This window comes from Rhizobium sp. LC145 (assembly GCF_001005825.1).
GTDB lineage: Bacteria > Pseudomonadota > Alphaproteobacteria > Rhizobiales > Rhizobiaceae > Neorhizobium.
The window spans coordinates 408,864-428,194 of record NZ_LBHV01000004.1 but is presented as its reverse complement, the minus strand read 5'-3'; the positions used below and the strand labels follow the sequence as shown (position 1 = coordinate 428,194).

Annotated in this window: 20 protein-coding genes; 13 read left to right on the top strand and 7 right to left on the bottom strand. The window is 63.3% G+C overall.

The features are described from left to right. The first annotated feature begins 64 nt into the window (after positions 1–64). The 4 genes from YH62_RS13615 to YH62_RS13600 all read left to right on the top strand — a co-directional run bounded on the left by YH62_RS13615 (position 65) and on the right by YH62_RS13600 (position 5,234). The gene (locus YH62_RS13615; RefSeq protein ID WP_046794747.1) at positions 65–1,030 is read left to right on the top strand and encodes a substrate-binding domain-containing protein; all 966 of its coding nucleotides are present in this window, start codon (positions 65–67) and stop codon (positions 1,028–1,030) included. Positions 1,031–1,169: 139 nt separating this feature from the next. Next, positions 1,170–2,222: a sugar phosphate isomerase/epimerase gene (locus tag YH62_RS13610; RefSeq protein WP_046794746.1), complete on the top strand. Its 1,053-nt coding sequence runs from the start codon at positions 1,170–1,172 to the stop codon at positions 2,220–2,222. A 176-nt stretch (positions 2,223–2,398) separates the two neighbouring features. After that, complete coding sequence (locus YH62_RS13605; RefSeq protein WP_046794745.1) at positions 2,399–3,571, top strand: Gfo/Idh/MocA family oxidoreductase; 1,173 nt, start codon at positions 2,399–2,401, stop codon at positions 3,569–3,571. A 298-nt stretch (positions 3,572–3,869) separates the two neighbouring features. Further along, a complete protein-coding gene (locus YH62_RS13600) occupies positions 3,870–5,234 on the top strand; it encodes a GH1 family beta-glucosidase (protein WP_046794744.1) in 1,365 nt (454 codons plus the stop codon). Here the strand turns inward: YH62_RS13600 and YH62_RS30100 are convergent. Beyond that, the gene (locus tag YH62_RS30100; RefSeq protein WP_137326807.1) at positions 5,231–5,452 is read right to left on the bottom strand and encodes a hypothetical protein; all 222 of its coding nucleotides are present in this window, start codon (positions 5,450–5,452) and stop codon (positions 5,231–5,233) included. The genes YH62_RS13600 and YH62_RS30100 overlap by 4 nt on opposite strands. A 139-nt stretch (positions 5,453–5,591) precedes the next feature. Here YH62_RS30100 and YH62_RS13595 point away from each other — a divergent pair, with 139 nt between their 5' ends. The 4 genes from YH62_RS13595 (at position 5,592) to YH62_RS13580 (ending at position 10,418) form a co-directional block, all read left to right on the top strand. Next, positions 5,592–6,632 carry an ATP-binding cassette domain-containing protein gene (locus tag YH62_RS13595; RefSeq protein WP_082118363.1) on the top strand — a complete coding sequence of 347 codons (1,041 nt, stop codon included), beginning with the start codon at positions 5,592–5,594 and terminating at the stop codon, positions 6,630–6,632. Next, complete coding sequence (locus tag YH62_RS13590) at positions 6,622–7,290, top strand: methionine ABC transporter permease (protein ID WP_046794742.1); 669 nt, start codon at positions 6,622–6,624, stop codon at positions 7,288–7,290. The genes YH62_RS13595 and YH62_RS13590 overlap by 11 nt, the downstream gene beginning before the upstream one ends. 36 nt (positions 7,291–7,326) lie before the next feature. Beyond that, positions 7,327–8,103 carry a MetQ/NlpA family ABC transporter substrate-binding protein gene (locus tag YH62_RS13585; protein WP_046794741.1) on the top strand — a complete coding sequence of 259 codons (777 nt, stop codon included), beginning with the start codon at positions 7,327–7,329 and terminating at the stop codon, positions 8,101–8,103. Between the two features lie 122 nt (positions 8,104–8,225). Next, positions 8,226–10,418, top strand: a complete 2,193-nt coding sequence (locus YH62_RS13580) for an EAL domain-containing protein (RefSeq protein ID WP_046794740.1) — start codon at positions 8,226–8,228, stop codon at positions 10,416–10,418. A 60-nt stretch (positions 10,419–10,478) separates the two neighbouring features. On the opposite strand, the gene YH62_RS13575 is transcribed toward YH62_RS13580, so the two are convergent. From YH62_RS13575 to YH62_RS13565, 3 genes are read right to left on the bottom strand one after another with little or no spacing between them, the layout of a single operon-like run. Further along, a complete protein-coding gene (locus YH62_RS13575; RefSeq protein ID WP_046795090.1) occupies positions 10,479–11,423 on the bottom strand; it encodes a rhodanese-related sulfurtransferase in 945 nt (314 codons plus the stop codon). Positions 11,424–11,443: 20 nt separating this feature from the next. Then, positions 11,444–12,427, bottom strand: coding sequence for a CHAD domain-containing protein (locus YH62_RS13570; RefSeq protein WP_046794739.1), 984 nt, complete (start codon positions 12,425–12,427; stop codon positions 11,444–11,446). Then, positions 12,402–12,899 carry a CYTH domain-containing protein gene (locus YH62_RS13565; protein ID WP_046794738.1) on the bottom strand — a complete coding sequence of 166 codons (498 nt, stop codon included), beginning with the start codon at positions 12,897–12,899 and terminating at the stop codon, positions 12,402–12,404. Before YH62_RS13565 ends, YH62_RS13570 begins: the two co-directional genes overlap by 26 nt. A 178-nt stretch (positions 12,900–13,077) precedes the next feature. Between YH62_RS13565 and YH62_RS13560 the strand changes: the two genes are divergently transcribed. The 4 genes from YH62_RS13560 to YH62_RS13545 all read left to right on the top strand — a co-directional run bounded on the left by YH62_RS13560 (position 13,078) and on the right by YH62_RS13545 (position 15,628). Next, entirely contained in the window at positions 13,078–13,716 is a 639-nt protein-coding gene (locus YH62_RS13560; RefSeq protein WP_046795089.1) for a 2-dehydro-3-deoxy-phosphogluconate aldolase, read from the top strand. 86 nt (positions 13,717–13,802) lie between these two features. Further along, a complete protein-coding gene (locus YH62_RS13555) occupies positions 13,803–14,516 on the top strand; it encodes a tellurite resistance TerB family protein (protein ID WP_046794737.1) in 714 nt (237 codons plus the stop codon). Between the two features lie 222 nt (positions 14,517–14,738). Continuing rightward, on the top strand, positions 14,739–15,434 hold the full coding sequence (locus YH62_RS13550) for a GNAT family protein (protein WP_046794736.1): 696 nt from the start codon (positions 14,739–14,741) through the stop codon (positions 15,432–15,434). After that, complete coding sequence (locus YH62_RS13545; RefSeq protein WP_046794735.1) at positions 15,431–15,628, top strand: hypothetical protein; 198 nt, start codon at positions 15,431–15,433, stop codon at positions 15,626–15,628. The genes YH62_RS13550 and YH62_RS13545 overlap by 4 nt, the downstream gene beginning before the upstream one ends. On the opposite strand, the gene YH62_RS13540 is transcribed toward YH62_RS13545, so the two are convergent. Further along, complete coding sequence (locus tag YH62_RS13540; RefSeq protein WP_046794734.1) at positions 15,600–16,535, bottom strand: LysR family transcriptional regulator; 936 nt, start codon at positions 16,533–16,535, stop codon at positions 15,600–15,602. The two genes, YH62_RS13545 and YH62_RS13540, sit on opposite strands and share 29 nt — an antisense overlap. A gap of 102 nt (positions 16,536–16,637) precedes the next feature. On the opposite strand from YH62_RS13540, the gene YH62_RS13535 reads away from it, so the two are divergent. Continuing rightward, positions 16,638–17,627, top strand: coding sequence for a zinc-dependent alcohol dehydrogenase family protein (locus YH62_RS13535; protein ID WP_046794733.1), 990 nt, complete (start codon positions 16,638–16,640; stop codon positions 17,625–17,627). Here YH62_RS13535 and YH62_RS13530 read toward each other — a convergent pair. Both YH62_RS13530 and YH62_RS13525 read right to left on the bottom strand, forming a co-directional pair. Beyond that, positions 17,624–18,655 carry a nickel/cobalt transporter gene (locus YH62_RS13530; RefSeq protein ID WP_046794732.1) on the bottom strand — a complete coding sequence of 344 codons (1,032 nt, stop codon included), beginning with the start codon at positions 18,653–18,655 and terminating at the stop codon, positions 17,624–17,626. The two genes, YH62_RS13535 and YH62_RS13530, sit on opposite strands and share 4 nt — an antisense overlap. Beyond that, positions 18,649–19,293: a DUF1007 family protein gene (locus YH62_RS13525; protein WP_046794731.1), complete on the bottom strand. Its 645-nt coding sequence runs from the start codon at positions 19,291–19,293 to the stop codon at positions 18,649–18,651. Before YH62_RS13525 ends, YH62_RS13530 begins: the two co-directional genes overlap by 7 nt. Between the last annotated feature and the right edge of the window lie 38 nt (positions 19,294–19,331).

Below are 19,331 nucleotides of genomic sequence, written 5' to 3'. Positions count from 1 at the left end.
GGGCGGATCGGGGGCGCCTGGCTCAAGTATCGAATACCCCGCAAAACATCTTGGGAGAGAGAACATGCGTAGAAGAACTTTCGGGCTGGCCGCCGCCGCGCTTGCCGCTTCGGTTGCCCTCGGCCCCAGCCTCGGCTGGGCGCAGGAGGAAAAGAAGGTGACGATCGGCGTCTCCATTCCGGCCGCCGACCACGGCTGGACGGCCGGCGTCGTCTTTCATGCCGAACGCGTCGCCAAGCTTCTGATGGAAGAGCATCCAGGCCTCAACGTCATCGTCAAGACCTCCGCCGATCCGGCGAGCCAGGCGAATGCCGTGCAGGACCTTGCCGTCCAGGGCATCAATGCCCTCGTCATCCTGCCGACGGACCCGGATCAGCTCGTCAACGCCATCCAGCAGGTCAAGGACGCCGGCACCTATGTCGCTCTTGTCGACCGCGCGCCGAGCGTCAACGACAACACGATCCGCGACCTCTATGTGGCCGGCAACAACCCGGCTCTCGGCCGCGTGGCGGGCCAATACATCGCCAAGACCACGCCGGAGGCTGAGGTCGTCGTCATCCGCGGCCTGCCGATTCCGATCGACCAGCAGCGCCAGGACGGCTTCGATGAAGGTATCAAGGGCTCGAACGTCAAGGTTCTGGAGCGCCAGTACGGCAACTGGAACCGCGACGACGCCTTCCGCGTCATGCAGGACTACCTCACCAAGTATCCGAAGATCGACGTGGTCTGGGCTCAGGACGACGACATGCTGGTCGGCGTGCTCGAAGCCATCCAGCAGGCGAACCGCAGCGACATTCAGTATGTCGTCGGCGGCGCAGGCTCGAAGGACATGGTGAAGCGGGTCATCGACGGGGACAAGATGGTGCCGGTCGATGTTCTCTATCCGCCGGCGATGGTGGCGACCGCCATGCAGCTCACCGCCGCCAATTTCTACGATCAGGTTCCGGTCAGCGGCGAATACATCCTCGACGCCACGCTGGTGACCAAGGACAATGCCGAGCAGTTCTACTTCCCGGATTCTCCGTTCTGATGAAATCTCGGGGCGCGCACGGCCTTCGTGCGCGCCCTCTTTCGATCATTCCTTTCCAGTCATCCGCCAGCCGCTTGTTTCGGCGCACGGCATTTTCGCGATCCTCCCGATCATCGCGTTTCAGACGAGGAGAAACATCATGAAGACGATCAAGGGCCCGGCCATTTTCCTCGGCCAGTTCGCGGGCGATGCAGCCCCGTTCAATACCTGGGACGGCATCACCAAATGGGCCGCCGAGAAGGGCTATGTCGGCGTGCAGGTGCCGACCTGGGCGAGCCAGCTCATCGACCTGAAAAAGGCCGCCACCTCGAAGGATTATTGCGACGAATTCGCCGGCATCGCCCGCCAGAACGGCGTCGAGGTGACCGAGCTTTCCACCCATCTTCAGGGCCAGCTCGTGGCCGTGCACCCGGCCTATGACGAGGCCTTTGACGGCTTCACCGTACCGGAGATGCGCGGCAATCCGAAGGCGCGCCAGGAATGGGCCGTCGATCAGGTGAAGATGGCGCTTACCGCCTCGAAGAACCTCGGCATCAAGGCGCATGCGACCTTTTCCGGCGCGCTCGCCTGGCCCTTCATCTATCCCTGGCCGCAGCGCCCGGCCGGTCTCGTGGAAACTGCTTTCGACGAACTCGCCCGCCGCTGGACCCCGATCCTGAATCATGCGGACGAATGCGGCGTCGACGTCTGCTACGAGATCCATCCGGGCGAAGACCTGCATGACGGCGTCACCTTCGAGATGTTCCTGGAGCGGGTGAAGAATCATTCCCGCGCCAACATGCTCTACGACCCGTCGCACTACGTGCTGCAGTGCCTCGATTATCTGGACAACATCGACATCTACAAGGACCGGATCAAGATGTTCCACGTCAAGGACGCGGAATTCAATCCGACCGGCCGGCAGGGCGTCTATGGCGGTTATCAGGGCTGGGTGCAGCGGGCGGGGCGCTTCCGCTCGCCGGGCGACGGACAGGTGGATTTCGGGTCGATCTTCTCCAAGATGGCGGCGAACGATTTCGACGGCTGGGCCGTGGTCGAATGGGAATGCGCTTTGAAGCATCCGGAAGACGGCGCGCGCGAGGGCGCCGAGTTCGTCAAGGCGCATATCATCCGCGTCACCGAAAAGGCCTTCGACGACTTCGCCTCCGGCGGCACGGACGAAGCGGCCAACCGGCGGATGCTGGGGCTTTAAAGAAGAATTCCCCTCCCCAACCCTTCCCCACAAGGGGGAGGGGCTTAACCTGCCGCACCGTTGTTGCCTAGGGCAGAGACAGTGCCGCGAGTTTTCTCCCCCCTTGTGGGGGAGATGGCCGGCAGGCCAGAGGGGGAATCTTCCTCGCAAACAAGAGGTTCAGGAGAGGATATTTCATGGCAATCGAAGGTAAGGACGAACAGGCGCGCGAGCCCCGCATTAGGCTCGGCATGGTGGGCGGCGGAGCGGGCGCCTTCATCGGCGCGGTGCACCGCATGGCCGCAAGGCTGGACGACCAGTTCGATCTGGTGGCGGGAGCGCTTTCCTCCACGCCGGAAAAGGCGATCGCTTCCGGCCGCGATCTGGGGCTCGATCCCGCCCGCACCTATGGCAGCTACAAGGAAATGGCGATCCGCGAGGCGCGGCTGAAGAACGGCATCGAGGCCGTATCGATCGTCACGCCCAATCATGTGCACTACGAGGCCGCGAAGGAATTTCTCCGGCGCGGCATCCATGTGATCTGCGACAAGCCGCTCACCTCCAATCTCACTGACGCGAAAAAGCTCAAGAAGGTGGCGGACGAGAGCGATGCGCTCTTCATCCTCACCCATAACTACACCGGTTATCCGATGGTGCGTCAGGCCCGCGAGATGATCGCCAACGGCGATCTCGGCAAGATCCGCGTCGTGCAGGTGGAATATCCGCAGGACTGGCTGACGGAAGCTGTGGAACAGACCGGCGCCAAGCAGGCCGTGTGGCGTACCGATCCGGCGCAGTCGGGGGTGGGCGGTTCGACCGGCGATATCGGCACGCATGCCTATAACCTCGCCTCCTTCATCACGGGGCTGACGCTCGAAAGCCTCGCCGCCGATCTCGACAGCTTCGTGGAGGGCCGCAGGCTCGATGACAACGCGCATGTGCTGCTGCGCTTCGAAGGCGGTGCCAAGGGCATGCTCTGGTGCAGCCAGGTGGCGCCCGGCCATGAGAACGGCTTGAAGATCCGCGTCTATGGCACCAAGGGCGGCATCGAATGGGTGCAGGCCGATCCGAACTATCTGTGGTTCACGCCGTTCGGCGAGCCGAAGCGGCTCATCACCCGCAACGGCGCGGGTGCAGGTGCGGCCGCCGCCCGCGTCTCCCGCATTCCGTCCGGCCATCCGGAAGGCTATCTCGAAGCCTTCGCGACGATCTATACGGAAGCCGCCCACGCCATCAACGCGAAGAAGAAGGGCGCCAAGCTGGACAAGGGCGTCATCTACCCGACCGTCGACGACGGCGTTAAGGGCGTCGCCTTCGTCGAGGCCTGCGTGGCCTCCTCGAAGAAGAACGGGGCCTGGGTGAAGGTTTGAGAGCGTTATGCGGTGTCGTTGCGTTACGCATGACACCGTCATTCCTGTGCTTGTCACAGGAATCCAGCGCGCCCAAGTCTTTGGGCGCGAGAGACCCATTGGATAAATGAATTCATTCACGGCGCAGACGCGCCGTGGCTGGATCCCTGTGACAAGCACAGGGATGACGGAGAATAGGCCGTGCTCACCCCTGCAACGTTGCAGAAATCTCCGCCGCAAACCTGTACAACCGCGCTCTCGTTGATTAAATCGCCGCTGGAACGCCGGTTTTCCGGCAACGAACAGAGAGGCAGGCACCATGATCGATCCCAAGACCCTCGCCTCCCGCTTTCCCGGCGATTTCCTGTTCGGCGTGGCCACGGCCTCCTATCAGATCGAAGGGGCCGCCAAGGCGGATGGCCGCAAACCCTCCATCTGGGACGCCTTCTCCAACATGCCGGGGCGCGTCTACAATCGTCATAACGGCGATGTCGCCTGCGACCATTACAATCGCTGGGAGGAGGATCTCGATCTCATCAGCGAGATGGGCGTGGCAGCCTACCGGTTCTCCATTGCCTGGCCGCGCATAATTCCTGACGGCATCGGCCGGGTGAACGAAAAAGGGCTCGATTTCTACGACCGGCTGCTCGACGGCTGCAAGGCGCGCGGCATCAAGACCTATGCGACGCTCTATCATTGGGACCTGCCGCTGGCATTGATGGGCGAGGGTGGCTGGACGGCCCGCTCCACGGCCTATGCCTTCCAGCGCTATGCGAAAGTGGTCATGGCGCGGCTCGGCGACCGGCTGGATGCGGTCGCCACCTTCAACGAACCCTGGTGTTCGGTCTGGCTCTCCCATCTCTACGGCGTGCATGCACCCGGCGAGCGCAATATGGAAGCGGCGCTTGCGGCCATGCACACCACTAACCTCGCGCACGGCCTCGGCGTCGAGGCGATCCGCCATGTGGCGCCGAACGTGCCGGTCGGGCTGGTGCTGAATGCCCATTCCGTCATCGCGGGCAGCGAGAGCGCGGAAGACAAGGCGGCGGCCGAACGCGCCTTCGATTTCCACAACGGTTCCTTCTTCGATCCGGTCTTCAAGGGAGAGTATCCGGCAAGTCTCGTGGAGGCTCTGGGTGACCGAATGCCTCCGGTGGAGGAGGGCGATCTCGACGTGATCAGCCAAAAGCTCGACTGGTGGGGCCTCAACTATTACACGCCGATGCGCGTCCTTGCCGATCCCGCGGAAGGCGCGGAATTCCCCGCGACGACACCGGCGCCCTTCGTCGCCGAAACGGTCACCGATATCGGCTGGGAGGTCTATTCGCCGGCGCTGAAGTCGCTGGTGGAGGAGCTTTATCGCCGCTACGACCTGCCGGATTGTTACATCACCGAAAACGGCGCGTGCTATAACATGGGCGTGGTGGATGGCGAGGTGGACGACCAGCCGCGGCTGGACTACTACGCCGAGCATCTTTCGGTCGCCGCCGATCTCGTTGCGGACGGTTATCCGCTGCGCGGCTATTTCGCCTGGAGCCTGATGGACAATTTCGAATGGGCGGAAGGCTATCGCATGCGCTTCGGCCTCGTGCACGTGGACTACGGCACCCAGGAGCGCACCGTCAAGAAAAGCGGCAAGTGGTATCGCGAGCTTGCCTCGCAGTTCCCGAAGGGCAACCACTAAGCAATTCCAGGAAAAGTGGGAACCGGTTTTCCGTCCGAAATTGCGTAAGCAAACGGGCGCACTCGCGCTTGCGAGAAGATTTTTCCTGATTTCGCGTTGAAAGGGAAAAACATCCCTGTCAAAATAAACGGACTGCGGGCATCTATGCGGCAGAAACGAGGCCGCTCCGGCCCCTTGAAGTGAAAGCCGACTTGATGCTCCGGAACATTGTCTGTCATCGAATGTGCAGCCTGCTTGGCTAAAGCATGCAGGAGCGGTTACAAAGCCGCCGAGTGACCAGACCCAATCCGTGAGTACCAGATGACGATCCAATTTGCAGCGGTTCGATCCGCGCCGGCCGAGGCGGGTGCCAGGCCAATGGTGGCATTCGAAGCCGTGACCAAGCGCTTCGGAAGCGGCGACGACGAAAACCAGTTCACCGCCCTCGACGGCATCGACCTTACGATCGCGCGGGGCGCCATCACCGGCATCATCGGTCGTTCGGGCGCGGGCAAGTCCACGCTCATCCGCCTCGTCAATGGCCTTGAAAAGGCGACCTCCGGCCGCGTGGTGGTGGATGGCGTCGAGGTGGGCGAACTCGGCGAAACCGGCCTCAGGGACCTGCGCCGCCAGGTCGGCATGATCTTCCAGCACTTCAACCTGCTGTCCTCCCGCACGGCCTTCGATAACGTGGCGCTGCCGCTCGAGATCGCCGGCATGGATCGGCAGAAGATCAGGGACCGCGTCGGTCCGCTCCTCGAACTCGTCGGGCTCGGAGACAAATCCGGCCGCTATCCGGCGGAGCTATCCGGCGGCCAGAAGCAGCGCATCGGCATCGCCCGTGCGCTCGCCACTGAGCCGAAGCTCCTACTCTCCGACGAGGCGACCTCCGCGCTCGATCCGGAAACCACCCAGTCCATTCTCGACCTTCTCAAGCAGATCAATGCCGAGCTCGGCCTGACCGTGCTGCTCATCACCCATGAAATGGAGGTGGTGAAGACTATTGCCTCCGATGTCGCGGTGATCGACCGCGGCAAGATCGTCGAGGCGGGCCGTACCTTCGATGTCTTCACCGGCGCAAAGCACGAGACCACGCGGGCGCTGCTTTCGGCAGCGCTCGGAACCAAGCTGCCGGAATGGCTTCGCCCCAATTTGAAGCCGGAGCCTTCTGCCGGCGACCGTATCGTGGTGCGGCTGATTTTCTTCGGCACGACGGCCTTTCAGCCCCTGACGGGGCGGCTGGTCACCGAACTTGGCGCCGACGTCAACATACTGGCGGGAAGCATCGAAGAGATTGCCGGCGAGCCCTATGGTTCGCTCGTCGTGGCGTATCCCTCCGATCCCGATGTGCTGGAGCGCGCCAACCGCTTCTATGCCGAAACCGGCCTTGCCACGGAGGTGCTCGGCTATGTCGCTTGAGATGCTCGTCAATCTGCTTACGAAATCGCTTGGGCAGACGCTGCAGATGGTCGCGATCGCCGGCCTCATCGGCTCGCTGATCGGGCTGCCGATCGGCGTCTTCCTGGCCACCAGCGGCAAGGGCGAACTCTTTCCCGCACCCGTCACCAACCGGGTGATGGGCCTCATCATCAATGCCGCCCGCTCTACGCCGTTCATCATCCTGGTGGTGGCGATCATTCCGTTCACGCGTCTCGTCACCGGTACGTCGATCGGCACCAATGCGGCGATCGTGCCGCTCACCATCGCCACCGTTCCCTTCTTCGCGCGGCTGGTCGAGGCATCAATCCGCGAGATCGACAAGGGACTGATCGAGGCCGCGCGCGCCATGGGCGCCACGCCCGTCCAGATCGTCTTCAAGGTGCTGCTTGCCGAAGCGCGCCCCGGTATCACGCTCGCCTTCACCATGACCATCGTCAGCCTGATCGGCTATTCGGCCATGGTGGGCGCGGTCGGCGGCGGGGGGCTTGGGGATCTCGGCATCCGCTACGGCTACCAGCGCTTCATGCCGGAAGTGATGCTCGCCGTCGTGGCGGTGCTGATCCTTCTCGTGCAGCTCGTCCAGAGTGCGGGTGACGCGCTCGCCCGCCGGTTCGACAAGCGCAACCGCAAGACCTGAATTCCAAGAAAACCAACGCAAACCAAGGAGACACCCATGAAGAAACTCATTCTCGCGGCGGCCTTTGCAGCGCTTGCAGCCGGCACCGCCCTTGCCGAAACCATCAAAGTCGGCGTGACCCCCGGCGAGCACGCCCAGATCATGGAACAGGTGAAGGAAATCGCCAAGACCAAGGGTCTCGACATCGAAATCCTCGAATTTTCCGATTACGTGGTTCCGAACCAGGCGCTCGCCGATGGCGATCTCAACGCCAATTCCTTCCAGCACCAGCCCTATCTCGACAACCAGATCGCTGATCGCAAGTTCGATCTCGTCAGCGTCGGCACCACCATCACCACGCCGATGGGCGTCTATTCCAGCAAGGTGAAGAGCCTCGACGAGCTGGAAGACGGCGCGACGATCGCCATCCCGAACGATCCGACCAATGGCGGCCGCGCGCTGCTGGTGCTTGCGTCGAAGGGCCTGATCAAGGTCGACGAGACGAAGGGCCTGACGGTTACTCCGGCCGACGTCACCGAAAACCCGAAGAACATCGAGTTCACCGAGCTTGACGCGGCCCAGCTTCCGCGCTCGCTCGCCGATGTCGATGCGGCCGTGATCAACACCAACTACGCGTTGGAAGCCGACCTTCATCCGAAGGAAGACGCCATCGCCATCGAAGGCGAGAAGTCTCCTTACGCCAACGTCATCGCCGTGCGCGCAGAAGATAAGGACAAGCCGTGGGTCAAGACCCTGGTAGAATCCTACCACGACGACAAGATCAGGACCTTCATCAACGAAGAGTTCAAGGGCGCGCTCATCCCGAGCTGGTAATCCGCCAAGCATTATTGTGATGGTTGGAGGCCGGTTTCCGCGGGGAACCGGCCTTCTTCTTGGGTTTAACCGGATTTGAAGGATTAAGGCCCAAAACGGATGCACGCAGTGCGAGGTATCTGATGCGGCTTCTACCGACACGTTTCCGGCGGACTGTCGCGGTCGGACGTCGCTCCGCCGTGACTGCGGTGCTGCTTGTGTTCGCGATCGTCGTGGTGCTGGTCACGCTTTTCGTGCTGACGGCTCTCAACCGGGTAACGGACAACGCCAACCGGCTCGATGACGAGCGATCCCGCGAAACGACTACCGGCGCGATCCACACTTTCCGCGATCAGCTCCAGGCCACGCTGAACGATTACGCCGCCTGGGACGATGCCGCGCAGTTCGTCTATGGAGACGACCGGGAATGGATCGTCAGCAATTTCGGCGACATGACGGTCAACAGCGATCTCTTCGATATCGCGATCGTCATGGATATCCGGCAGAACGTGCTGATGTCCTATCAGGACGGGGTGCCGGCGACGTGGTCGCCACGGGAATATTTCGGTCCGTCGCTGTGGACGCTCTTCGATCTGGCAAGCACGGCCGGCTCCGGGACGAAGCCCGAGGCCGTCGGCTTTTCGAGCACGAAGAAAGGTGTCGTGGCCGTCGGTGTCGCGCTTATCCGGGAGAAGTCGGGCGCGCTCGACAAGCCGAGGGATCAGCACCGTTACCTGATCTTCGCCCGCCATCTGACGCCGGCCAGGGTGGAAAGGCTTGCCCAGACCTATGTGATCGACGGGCTGCGTTTCGCGAAAGCCGGTGAGGAGCCGCAGAACGCGGTGGAGGTGAGAAGCCCCCACGGCAATATTCTCGCGAAGCTCACCTGGCGTTCCCGTCTGCCGGGAGACGCGAGCTATGCCCAGGTCCGGCCGCTGGTGCTCTCCGCGCTCACCATGGTGGGCCTGTTCTTCCTCCTCCTCTTCGTGAGCGGCACCAAGGCGCTGAAAAGGCTGGAGACGGAGGAGGCGGCGGCGCGCAGGCTCGCCATGCTCGACCGCTTGAGCGGTCTGCTCAACCGCACCGGTTTCTTCGCCGCGCTGGACGATCTCGTGGAGGCGGGACGGCAGGGCGGCTCGGATGTAGCACTCCTCTATCTCGATCTCGACGGCTTCAAGGAGGTCAACGATTCCTACGGGCACGGTACGGGCGACCAGTTGATCCGCGGCGTCGCTGCCGGTCTGAAGACCCTGGTGGGCGAGGAGGTGGTCCTTGCCCGCGTCGGCGGCGACGAGTTCGCGATCGCGCTTTCGGGCGAGGAAGTGGGCAGGACCGCCGGCATTCTCTGCGACCGCATCCTAGGCTTCTTCGGCGAGCCTTTCGTGATCGGCGAGCGGGTCGCGGCCATTGGCACCTGCATCGGCGTCGCCATCTCGCCGCGCGGCTCGGTCAAGGGCGAGGAGCTGGTGCGGCGCGCCGATCTCGCCATGTACGAGGCCAAGGAAAACGGCCGGGGACGCGCCGAGCACTACCATCCGGAAATGGATGCCGAGCGGCACGAGCGCAACCAGCTAGAGGTGGATCTACGCATCGCCATCGAGCGGCGGGAGCTTTCGGTGGTCTTCCAGCCGGTCGTCGCAGCGGAGGATTGGCGGCTCACCGGCGTCGAGGCGCTGGTGCGCTGGGACCGCAAGGGCTACGGCCCCGTTCCGCCGGAGGTCTTCATTCCCATCGCCGAGTCGACCGGGCTTATCGACCAGCTCGGCCTCTTTGTTCTCTACCGCGCCTGCGAGACGCTGCGCCGATGGCCGGGGCTCAATCTCGCTGTCAACATCTCGCCCGGCCAGTTCCGCGATCCCGCCTTCTCCATCCATGTCGCCTCGATCCTGCAAAAGACCGGCTTCGATGCCGGCCGGGTGACGCTGGAGGTCACCGAAGGCTATTTCATCCAGAATCCGAAGCGGGCTCGCTCGACGATCGCCAAGCTGAAGCGGCTCGGCCTGAAGGTCTCGCTCGACGATTTCGGTGCGGGTTTCTCGAGCGTCGGCTATCTGCGCCAGTTCGGCTTCGACCGGATGAAGATCGACCGGTCGCTGATCGTGGCGCTGGAGGAGGGCAGCCACGCCGTCAACATGCTGCAGGCGACGGTGGCGCTCGCCCGTTCGCTCGATATCCCGGTCACGGCGGAAGGCGTTGAGACGGAAGAGCAGGCCACGCTCTTGAAGATCAGCGGCTGCGACGAGCTGCAGGGCTATTTCTTCGGCAGGCCGGTCAGCGCGGAAGAGATCGAAATCCTCCATCGCGGCAGCGGGCCGGGCGGGGCGGTGGCCGGGTAGGCTATTGGTTCGGCTTCGCTCGGTGTCGCTTGATTACTCACCAGAGCCGGATGAGGGGAGTCAGCTTCCCAGGTGCTTCTCGCCACGCTTCCTGGCAAGCGCGATCTGATGCTGGCGCTGGCGGTACCGCAACCGGTCTTCCTCCGTGCGGCTGTGGTAGCAATTGCTGCAGGAGACGCCTTCCTCGTAATAGGGCGAGGTTATCTCCTCGGCCGTGATCGGGTTGCGGCAGGCGTGGCAGAGCCGGTGATTGCCCTCCTTCAACCCATGCTCCACCGAGACTCGGTCGTCGAAGACGAAGCAGGCGCCTTCCCAGAGGCTTTCCTCTTCCGGCACTTCTTCCAGGTATTTCAGGATGCCGCCCTTGAGGTGGTAGACCTCGTCGAAACCCTGCTCCTTCATGAAGGCGGTGGCCTTCTCGCAACGGATGCCGCCGGTGCAGTACATGGCGATCTTCGGCTTGTTGTGCAGGCCCGTATTGTTCTTCACCCAGTCGGGGAACTCGCGAAATGTCTTGGTCTGCGGATCGACCGCGCCCTTGAATATGCCGATCGCCGTCTCGTAGTCGTTGCGGGTGTCGATGACGATCGTCTCCGGATCGGAGATCAGCGCGTTCCAGTCCTTCGGCTCCACATAGGTGCCGACGATGCGGTTGGGGTCGATATCCTCGACGCCCATGGTGACGATCTCCTTCTTCACGCGCACCTTCATGCGCAGGAAGGGCATTTTCGAGGCCCGGCTTTCCTTGTGCTCCAGGCCGGCGAATTCCGGCTGAGCGTGCAGGAAGGCAATAAGGCCGCCGATCGCCTCGTCCGAACCCGCGACGGTGCCGTTGATGCCTTCGGCGGCGATCAGCAGCGTTCCCTTGATGCCGTTCTGGTCGCAGAACTCCTGCAGGGGCGCGCGAAAGCTCTCGCAGCGAGAAAAGCGCGCGAAGTGGTAAAGCGCGGCCACGAGGAAGGAGCCCGTTTCATCCGGGCGGGTTTGGGTCGGGTTATCGGTCATGGCGCTGAAATACAGCGAGATCACTGTCCGCGCAACTGATGCGCCAATTGGCCATTTCCGGAATTTTTCCGTTTTGCCTTTTCCCGGGCCTTGGGACCGGAGGCGGCCCTTTCCCAAAGTGCGGCGATCAAAGCGCTTTCTTCCGCGGCGTGGTCGGCGAATACCTCCTCGGCCCGGTCGAGTGCTTCGCGGCGCAGCGCCTGCTGACGGGTGATGATCGCGCCGATCAGCAGCGCCAGTGTGTCGCTGTCGCCGAAGAGTTCGGGGCTCTCGTTGACAAGCTCCGTCAGCACGGAAAGGTCGTGCTCGTGGCCAAGGATGTCGACCAGGTGCTTGGCCTCCCGCTTTTTGGCAGCCATGGCAGAGGGCCAGACGTCGTTGAGAAGCGAAAGGTGCATCCAATAGGTCTGTCCGCTCTTGCGCAGAGCGTGGAAGGCCTCCGCATCGGCGTTCTCTTCGCAGGCTTCGAGCGCCTCGAGCGCCCTCAGCCGCTGCTTGCTCCAGGCCTTGGCGAGACGTTTCGCGGTCTTTTTGGGGGAATCGTCGAGAGAAAGTTCGTCGAGCGCGGCGCTCGCCTCCCGGCATTCCGCGACGGCTGCGGCGATCTTGGCCGGAAGATCCGTTTCCTCGGCGGCGATCCGGTCGCGGCGCTCGATCAACACCTTGGAGGCGAAGGCAAGCGCCTTCAGTTCCTCCGGCGATGCGGCTTCCCCCGCCAGATAGTTCAGCGTCTCCACGAGTGCGGTCGCGTCACGCACCGTCGAGAGCGTCCTTCCCATGTCGCGGATGCGGGCGTTTTCGCGCCGCCGGAATTCCTTCGCGTCCGGCTGGACGAGCCGGTAGAGGGCACGCAGCCGCTTGAACTTCTTGCGGGCGTCGTGGATCGCCTCGTGAGGGCCTCCGGGCTGCTCCTCCAGGAAAGCGATCGCATGGGAAAGCTGGCGTCGGGCGATCGCCCGGAACTCCCCGGTGAAGGGTTTAGCGGGCCGGACGCGAAATGGCATGACGCAGCTCCGCACTGACATTCTCGGTGGCCATCACCATGTTGGAATAGCGTCCGTCTCCGGTCACCTCACGGCCGATCCAGTCGGGAAGTTCGGGTGTGTCCGCCTCGTCCTGCAATTCCACTTCGGCGACGACGAGGCCGCGATAGACGCCGCCATAGACGTCCACCTCCCAAGTGAAGCCCTCGTGCTCCACGGTATAGCGCCGCTTTTCCAGAATGATGCCGATGGCGCTGGAGAGCAGTTCCTCGGCATCGCTCAAGGGGATCGCGTACTCGAACTCGTCGCGCGAGAAAGACGTGCTGCCGATCTTGACAGTCAGCGTGGCGCGCTTGCCGTCGACCAGCCGCACGCGCACCGAGCGGTCGTCCATGGCAGCGATATAGGCTTGGACGAAATTCTTCGACGAGGTGGCTTCGCTTCGCCAGCCATCGCCTTTCACCAGAAACTTCCGTTCGATTTCCTTGGCCATATGCAATCACCGTGGTCAGGAATTTTTCTACCCTATGGCAAAGATGGGTTGTGACAAGCCCCGCTTTGCCACGCACCGGCATTTTTTCTCGGCAAGGGGGCAAGCTTTTCTCGACAAGAGCGAAGCCGCGCGCTATCTGCAGGCCGAGTTTTCAAACGTTTTTAGCGGAGACGACGCCATGGCCGGCAAGACCGAAAAGCTGCTTTCCATCCTGAAGCTGCAGCCGGTGGTGCCGGTTCTCATCGTCGACGACGCGAAATCGGCGGTCGGGCTTGCGAGAGCGCTCGTCGCGGGTGGGCTGAAGGCGATCGAAATCACCATGCGCACGCCGGCGGCGCTCGATGCCGTCAAGGCGGTGGCGAGCGAAGTCGAGGGGGCCAATGTCGGCGCCGGCACGATCCTCAACGCGCGCGATTTCGACGCCGCCGTGAAGGCCGGTTCCACCTTCATCGTCAGCCCCGGCGTCACGCCCGGCGTGCTGGATGCCGCCAGGGGTTCCGAGGTTCCGTTGCTGCCGGGCGCTGCGACGGCAAGCGAAGCCATGGCGCTGCGTGAGGCGGGCTACGAGGTCCTGAAATTCTTCCCCGCGGAGCAGGCCGGCGGCGCGGCCTATCTCAAGGCGCTTTCCTCGCCGCTCACGGGCACGTTCTTCTGCCCGACCGGCGGCATTTCGCTCAAGAACGCCAGGGATTATCTCTCGCTGCCGAACGTCGTCTGCGTTGGCGGTTCCTGGGTGGCGCCGAAGGAACTCGTCTCGGCGGGCGACTGGGCGGGCATCACCAAGCTCGCTTCCGAAGCGGCGGCTCTCAAGGCTTAACGCTGCCGAAAGGCTGACCGCAACCCATCTTTGTAATTTCACATCGGCGCACTATCTTCTTGGAACCTCAACAGGGAGATGACGCGATGTTTGATGCCAAGAAGCTGCTCGACCAATTCCTCGGCTCGCAGATACCGGGAGTTTCCGGAACGGTCAGGGAGCGGGCAGGGCAGGCCACCGATCTTGCCCGCAACAATCCGTTGGCAACCGGCGCGATCCTCGCCGCCGTTCTCGGCACCAAGACGGGCCGCAAGCTCGCCGGCAATGCCGCCGGGCTGGGTGGGCTCGCGGCGATAGCGGGTCTCGGCTATCTCGCCTATAAGAATTACCAGTCCGGCCAGTCGCCGCAGACGGCGCCGCAGCCGCAACCCCAGGCCGACACGCCGCTTTTGCCGCCGCCCGCGGATTCTCCTTTCCATCCCCAGTCTCCGGCGCTGACCAATGATTTCGCGCTGACCCTGGTGCGGGCGATGATCGCCGCCGCCAAGGCTGACGGCCATATCGACGAGACCGAGCGTGCGGGCATCATGGACAAGGTTCATGCGGTCGATCTTGGCGCGGAGGCGGAAGCCTTCATCGAGAAGGAGCTCGCCAATCCGATTGATCTCGACGGTCTCATTGCGGCTGCCCGCACCGAGGAGCAGAAGGTGGAACTCTATACCGCCTCGAGGCTCACCATCGATCCGGATACGCGCGTCGAACGCGGCTATCTCGACATGCTTGCCGGCCGCCTCGGCCTTGCCGACGCACTCATCGACCATATCGATGCGACCGTTTCGGCTGCGAAGGTGAAGGTTTAATCTAGCCTCCATTCAGGCTCCCCAACCCCTCCCCACAATGGGGAGGGCTTGATCTGCCGCGCGCTCTTCGAAATAGGGCCGATACGGTGCCTCGGGTCTTCTCCCCCTTGTGGGGGAGATGGCCGGTAGGCCAGAGGGGGAGTTGTCGAGTGTACGCCACTCGCCCCGTTGCCTTTCCCGCACCTCTGGCCTAAGCCTCTTGGCTCCAAAGCAGAGGCCATCATGCGCGATCTCACGAACTACAAGGTCCCGGTACCCGCTCCGGTCACCCTCAAGGGCCGTTTCGTCACTCTCGAACCCTATGAGAGGGAAAAGCATCTCCAGCCGCTCTGGGAGGCGCTCGGCGGCGCCGCCGACATCAACGCGCTGCTCAGATTTTTCCCGAACCAGGACTATTCCAGGGCGGAAGAGCTGGACGCTTGGCTCGAAAATGCGAACGCCAATCTCGGCTTCGTGACGCTCGTCTTCCGCGACAATGCGAGCGGCAAGGTCGTCGGCATGGCGAGCTATATGCGCCCCGACCCGAAGAACGGCGTGGTGGAAGTGGGCTCCGTCGCCCATGGGGCGGACATGAAGCGCTCGCCGCTTGCGACCGAGGCTCATTACCTGATGGCGAGGCACGTTTTCGACGACCTCGGCTACCGCCGCTACGAATGGAAGTGCCACAACGAGAACGAGGCGAGCAAGGTGACGGCCAGACGCTACGGCTTCACTTTCGAGGGAGTTTTCCGCCAGCACGTCATCTCCAGGGGAGCCAATCGCGACACCGCCTGGTTCTCGATGATCGACGGCGAATGGCCGCTTCTGAGAGCCGCATTCGAGGCCTGGCTCGCGCCGGAGAATTTCGACGAGGCCGGGCAGCAGAAACGGCGGCTGGAGGAGATCCGGGCCGACCTCGCCAAGGAAGCCACGGCATGACCGAGAAGCGCTCTCCGGCGATTGCGGCCGCGATCATCCTTGCAGGCTTCCTGATCCTGTTCTTCGCCATGCCGCCGATCATGCTGTGGCTGGCGGAATTCTCGCCCTGGCTTGCCGCCGCCTTCGGCATTGCTGCGGTGCTCGCCTTCTTTCTGGTCTTCTGGCTCAGGGCGCGCTACCAGCGGGGAAAATAGCCGTATTCAGGCCCATGAACCGGGGCAGGGCCGCCGCCAGCGCATCGACGGCGAGGCGGACCTTTCGCGGCAGATGCGGCGTCTTCAGCCAAAGCGCCTGGACGTCGTAAAGAAAGGTCGGTTCATCGGGCAGGAGCAGGGTGAGCTTGCCCGTCCGGATACGTTCCCTCACCAGCCAGCATGGAAGCCAGGCAAGCCCCATGCCTGCGGTCGCGGCGTCGGCGATCGCATCGAGGTCATCGAGCCGGAATTGGCTTTGGGGAGCGATTTCCAACGGAGGCGATCCCTCGCGGGGGAAAAGCCAGGGAGAAACCGGGCCTGTCCGGCGATAGACGACGGCCTGGTGTTCCGCCAGGTCTTCCAACCTCTCCGGCCGGCCGTGCGTTTCAAGATAGGAAGGCGCGGCGCAGACGATCATGCTCTGGCGCGCGACGCGCCGGGCGATGACGTCCGCCCGGTCCTGAAGGCTTCCCGTCCGGATGGCGAGGTCGAAGCCGTCCTCCGCAAGATCGGTCAGCCGATCGTTGAAGGAAAGCTCCAGCTCAAGAGCCGGATACTGCCGCGCCAGGTCCATGAGGACCGGCATGGCGCAATGCCGGCCGAAATGCACCGGCATGGTGACCCTCAGCTTTCCGCGCGGCTCCATGAGCTGGTCGGCCGCAAGCGCTTCCGCGGCTTCCGTTTCCGCAAGCACGATCCGGCACCGCTCGTAATAGGCCCGTCCGAAATCGGTGAGGCTCTGGCGGCGCGTCGTGCGGTTGAGAAGCCGCATGCCGAGCCGGTCCTCCAGGAAGCGGATATGCTTGCCGACCATCGGGCCTGAAAGGTCGAGCGCATGCGCCGCCGCGGCGAAGGAGCCCGTGTCAACTGCTTTCACGAACACGGCCATGCTGGTAAGGCGGTCCATATTGAAAATCTTTGGTTTCTACTATCATGCGTGAAGCGCTATTTATCGCGGAATTTGCGCCTGTCATAGCTCATTCCATTCAACTGTTTTGGAGTGTTGCCGATGACGCGTGTTATTCGCTTTCATGAGCTTGGTGGTCCGGAAGTCCTGCGGATAGACGATATCGATATGCTCGCGCCACGTGAGGGCGAGGTCCGCATCCGGGTGAAGGCGCTCGGCCTCAATCGCGCCGAGGCATTGCTGCGGTCCGGCACCTATATCGAGACCGCCGTCCTGCCGTCGGGCCTTGGACTGGAGGCTGCCGGCATTGTGGAGAGTGTGGGCGAGGGGGTGACGGATTTTGCTGTCGGCGATGCCGTCAGCGTCGTGCCGCCCCGATCGATGATCCGCTGGCCGGCCTATGGGGAGCTCGCTACCTTTCCCGCGAACCATGTCGTCAGGCATCCGCCGTCGCTGAGCTGGGAGGAGGCCGCCGCCGTCTGGATGCAATATCTCACGGCCTATGGGGCGTTGATCGACATCGCGGCGCTCAGCCCCGACGATTTCGTCGTCATCACCGCGGCATCGAGCAGCGTCGGGATTGCGGCGATCCAGATCACCAACATGGTTGGCGCAACCGCAATCGCGGTCACGCGAACATCGGCCAAGAGAGAGGCCCTGCTGGAAACGGGCGCCGCGCATGTCATCGCTTCCGCCGAAGAGGATCTCGGGGCACGGCTTGCCGAGATCGCCGGCCTGGAGGGCGTGCGGGTGGTGTTCGATCCGATCGGCGGGCCGAATTTCGAACCTTTGACGACTGCCATGTCGCGCGGCGGCATCCTCATCGAATACGGCGCGCTGAGCCCCGATCCGACACCCTTCCCGATCTTTGCTGTGCTCGCCAAATCCCTGACGCTGCGCGGCTATCTCGTTCACGAGATCAGCGCCGACCCGGATCGCCTGGAAGCCGCCAAGGCGTTCATCGTGAAGGGTCTCGCCGCCGGCGCGTTGAAGCCGGTCATCGCCAGGACATTTCCTTTCGAGCGGATCGTCGAGGCTCACCGCTTCCTGGAATCGAACGAGCAGTTCGGCAAGATCGTCGTGACGCTCTAGCCCTGCAGCGAAGCTCCGAGCAGGATCAGCCCCATCAGGAGCACGAAGAGGGCGCCGGCGATCTCGATCGCCGTGCCGGCCCACATGGCCTTCCTCGAACCGGGGCCAGCAAAACGCACGGCGAGGTCCTTGGCGGTGACGGCGAGGATGGCGAGGATCGCAACCGTGATCGCCGTGCCGATGGACATGGCGAGCACCGAAAGCAGCCCGCCGAGATAGAGCCCATTGAGCAGCGAGAAGCTCATCACCAGGATCGCGCCGGAGCAGGGGCGAAGGCCGACTGCGATGATTGCCGACCAGGCCTCATGGAGGCTGAAATCACGTCCCTTCAGGAGGGCCGGATCGGGGATATGGGCGTTGCCGCAGGTCTCGCAGGCGCCGCCCGAGCCGCGATATTCGTGGTCGTCGATCTCGACCGCCTCGAAGCGCAGGCCGGTCGGGCCCTTGCCGATGCCGGCCGCAACGGGTTCGGAAACCGTGACGACGCGCATCTTAAGCGCGTGCAGCTTGCGCAGCAGCAGCCAGGCGCCGAACAGCGCGATGAGGGCGAAGCTCGCCACCTCCATCGCCCAGGTAGCGCGGGTCATGGTGATGCCGGTGCCGCGCAGCGCGAAATAGGCGGCGCCGACCAGCAGGACGGCCGTGGCGCCCTGCACCAGAGCCGAGATGAAGGAGATCAGGATGCCGCGTTTCAGCGCCGTCTCGTTGGCGACCATGTAGGAGGAGATCACCGCCTTGCCGTGGCCGGGGCCGGCCGCATGGAAGACGCCATAGGCGAAGGAAAGGCCGATCAGGCCGGTCAGCGCCCACGGGTCCTCGCGCATGGCGCGGAGTGCTGCCGTCAGCGCCCGGTAGAAGGCCTGCTGGTGGGTGTTGATCCAGGCGAAGAAGCCGCCGAGCGGCCCGCTGACGCTGAAGGAGGGTTCGGCGGAGCCGACCCCGAGGGGAGATTGGGCATGGGCGCCGGCGGCCGCCAGCAGGAGCGCCGCGAGCGCGGCAAAGATGAGGGGTCGGCTCTTCCTCAGCATGTCACCTCAAGTCGGGTCGCAAAGAGTTTCGTCATATCGTTTCCCGTCGGGTCGTTGAAGAACGCGTCGGTCAGCGTCGCGCTGTTCTGCGAGATGATCTCGTCGGGATCGGGTCTCACCACCTGGTGCTTGCAGGCAGCAAGCGCCTTGCCCTCGGCCACGAGGTCGTTGTCGGTCGGAAAGTCGATCGCCGTGTACATGGAGGGATCGTAGACCCCGAAGGTGAGCTTGCCTTTCGCCGGTATCGGCTTTTCCGGCTTCACCGCGAAGAAGACGAGGATCTGCCCCTCGTCGTAGGAAACATGGATAGCGTCCGGCTTCTGCACGCCCACATTGGCGCCATCGGCCGTCATTGTCGTGAAATAATGGAATTCGGCGAGCGACGTGCGCATTACCTCACCGAGTTCGGCAAGTTCTTGCTCGTCCAGCTTCAGGTCGGTGTTCTTGTCGAAGTCGAGGAGCACGCTCGAGGAGAACATCTCGTCGAAACGCCAGACATTGCGCAGTTCGGAGATCATGCCGTCGTCGCCGGCAATCACCTCCAGCCGCGCCTCGGCAAAGATGTGGGGATGGGCGAGTGCCGGCAGCGGCGCCGCGGCGGCCGCCAGCGCGGCTATGGTGAGGATTCTATATCGCATTCGCCCTAGGTTCCCCGGCCGGTTGACGGCTAACAAAA

What these genes read in the sequence shown, in the direction of transcription:
- YH62_RS13615 (WP_046794747.1), top strand. Translation starts at nt 65, where the DNA reads ATGCGTAGAAGAACTTTCGGGCTGGCCGCCGCCGCGCTTGCCGCTTCG.
- YH62_RS13610 (WP_046794746.1), top strand. Translation starts at nt 1,170, where the DNA reads ATGAAGACGATCAAGGGCCCGGCCATTTTCCTCGGCCAGTTCGCGGGC.
- YH62_RS13605 (WP_046794745.1), top strand. Translation starts at nt 2,399, where the DNA reads ATGGCAATCGAAGGTAAGGACGAACAGGCGCGCGAGCCCCGCATTAGG.
- YH62_RS13600 (WP_046794744.1), top strand. Translation starts at nt 3,870, where the DNA reads ATGATCGATCCCAAGACCCTCGCCTCCCGCTTTCCCGGCGATTTCCTG.
- YH62_RS30100 (WP_137326807.1), bottom strand. Translation starts at nt 5,452, where the DNA reads ATGACAGACAATGTTCCGGAGCATCAAGTCGGCTTTCACTTCAAGGGG.
- YH62_RS13595 (WP_082118363.1), top strand. Translation starts at nt 5,592, where the DNA reads ATGGTGGCATTCGAAGCCGTGACCAAGCGCTTCGGAAGCGGCGACGAC.
- YH62_RS13590 (WP_046794742.1), top strand. Translation starts at nt 6,622, where the DNA reads ATGTCGCTTGAGATGCTCGTCAATCTGCTTACGAAATCGCTTGGGCAG.
- YH62_RS13585 (WP_046794741.1), top strand. Translation starts at nt 7,327, where the DNA reads ATGAAGAAACTCATTCTCGCGGCGGCCTTTGCAGCGCTTGCAGCCGGC.
- YH62_RS13580 (WP_046794740.1), top strand. Translation starts at nt 8,226, where the DNA reads ATGCGGCTTCTACCGACACGTTTCCGGCGGACTGTCGCGGTCGGACGT.
- YH62_RS13575 (WP_046795090.1), bottom strand. Translation starts at nt 11,423, where the DNA reads ATGACCGATAACCCGACCCAAACCCGCCCGGATGAAACGGGCTCCTTC.
- YH62_RS13570 (WP_046794739.1), bottom strand. Translation starts at nt 12,427, where the DNA reads ATGCCATTTCGCGTCCGGCCCGCTAAACCCTTCACCGGGGAGTTCCGG.
- YH62_RS13565 (WP_046794738.1), bottom strand. Translation starts at nt 12,899, where the DNA reads ATGGCCAAGGAAATCGAACGGAAGTTTCTGGTGAAAGGCGATGGCTGG.
- YH62_RS13560 (WP_046795089.1), top strand. Translation starts at nt 13,078, where the DNA reads ATGGCCGGCAAGACCGAAAAGCTGCTTTCCATCCTGAAGCTGCAGCCG.
- YH62_RS13555 (WP_046794737.1), top strand. Translation starts at nt 13,803, where the DNA reads ATGTTTGATGCCAAGAAGCTGCTCGACCAATTCCTCGGCTCGCAGATA.
- YH62_RS13550 (WP_046794736.1), top strand. Translation starts at nt 14,739, where the DNA reads ATGCGCGATCTCACGAACTACAAGGTCCCGGTACCCGCTCCGGTCACC.
- YH62_RS13545 (WP_046794735.1), top strand. Translation starts at nt 15,431, where the DNA reads ATGACCGAGAAGCGCTCTCCGGCGATTGCGGCCGCGATCATCCTTGCA.
- YH62_RS13540 (WP_046794734.1), bottom strand. Translation starts at nt 16,535, where the DNA reads ATGGACCGCCTTACCAGCATGGCCGTGTTCGTGAAAGCAGTTGACACG.
- YH62_RS13535 (WP_046794733.1), top strand. Translation starts at nt 16,638, where the DNA reads ATGACGCGTGTTATTCGCTTTCATGAGCTTGGTGGTCCGGAAGTCCTG.
- YH62_RS13530 (WP_046794732.1), bottom strand. Translation starts at nt 18,655, where the DNA reads ATGCTGAGGAAGAGCCGACCCCTCATCTTTGCCGCGCTCGCGGCGCTC.
- YH62_RS13525 (WP_046794731.1), bottom strand. Translation starts at nt 19,293, where the DNA reads ATGCGATATAGAATCCTCACCATAGCCGCGCTGGCGGCCGCCGCGGCG.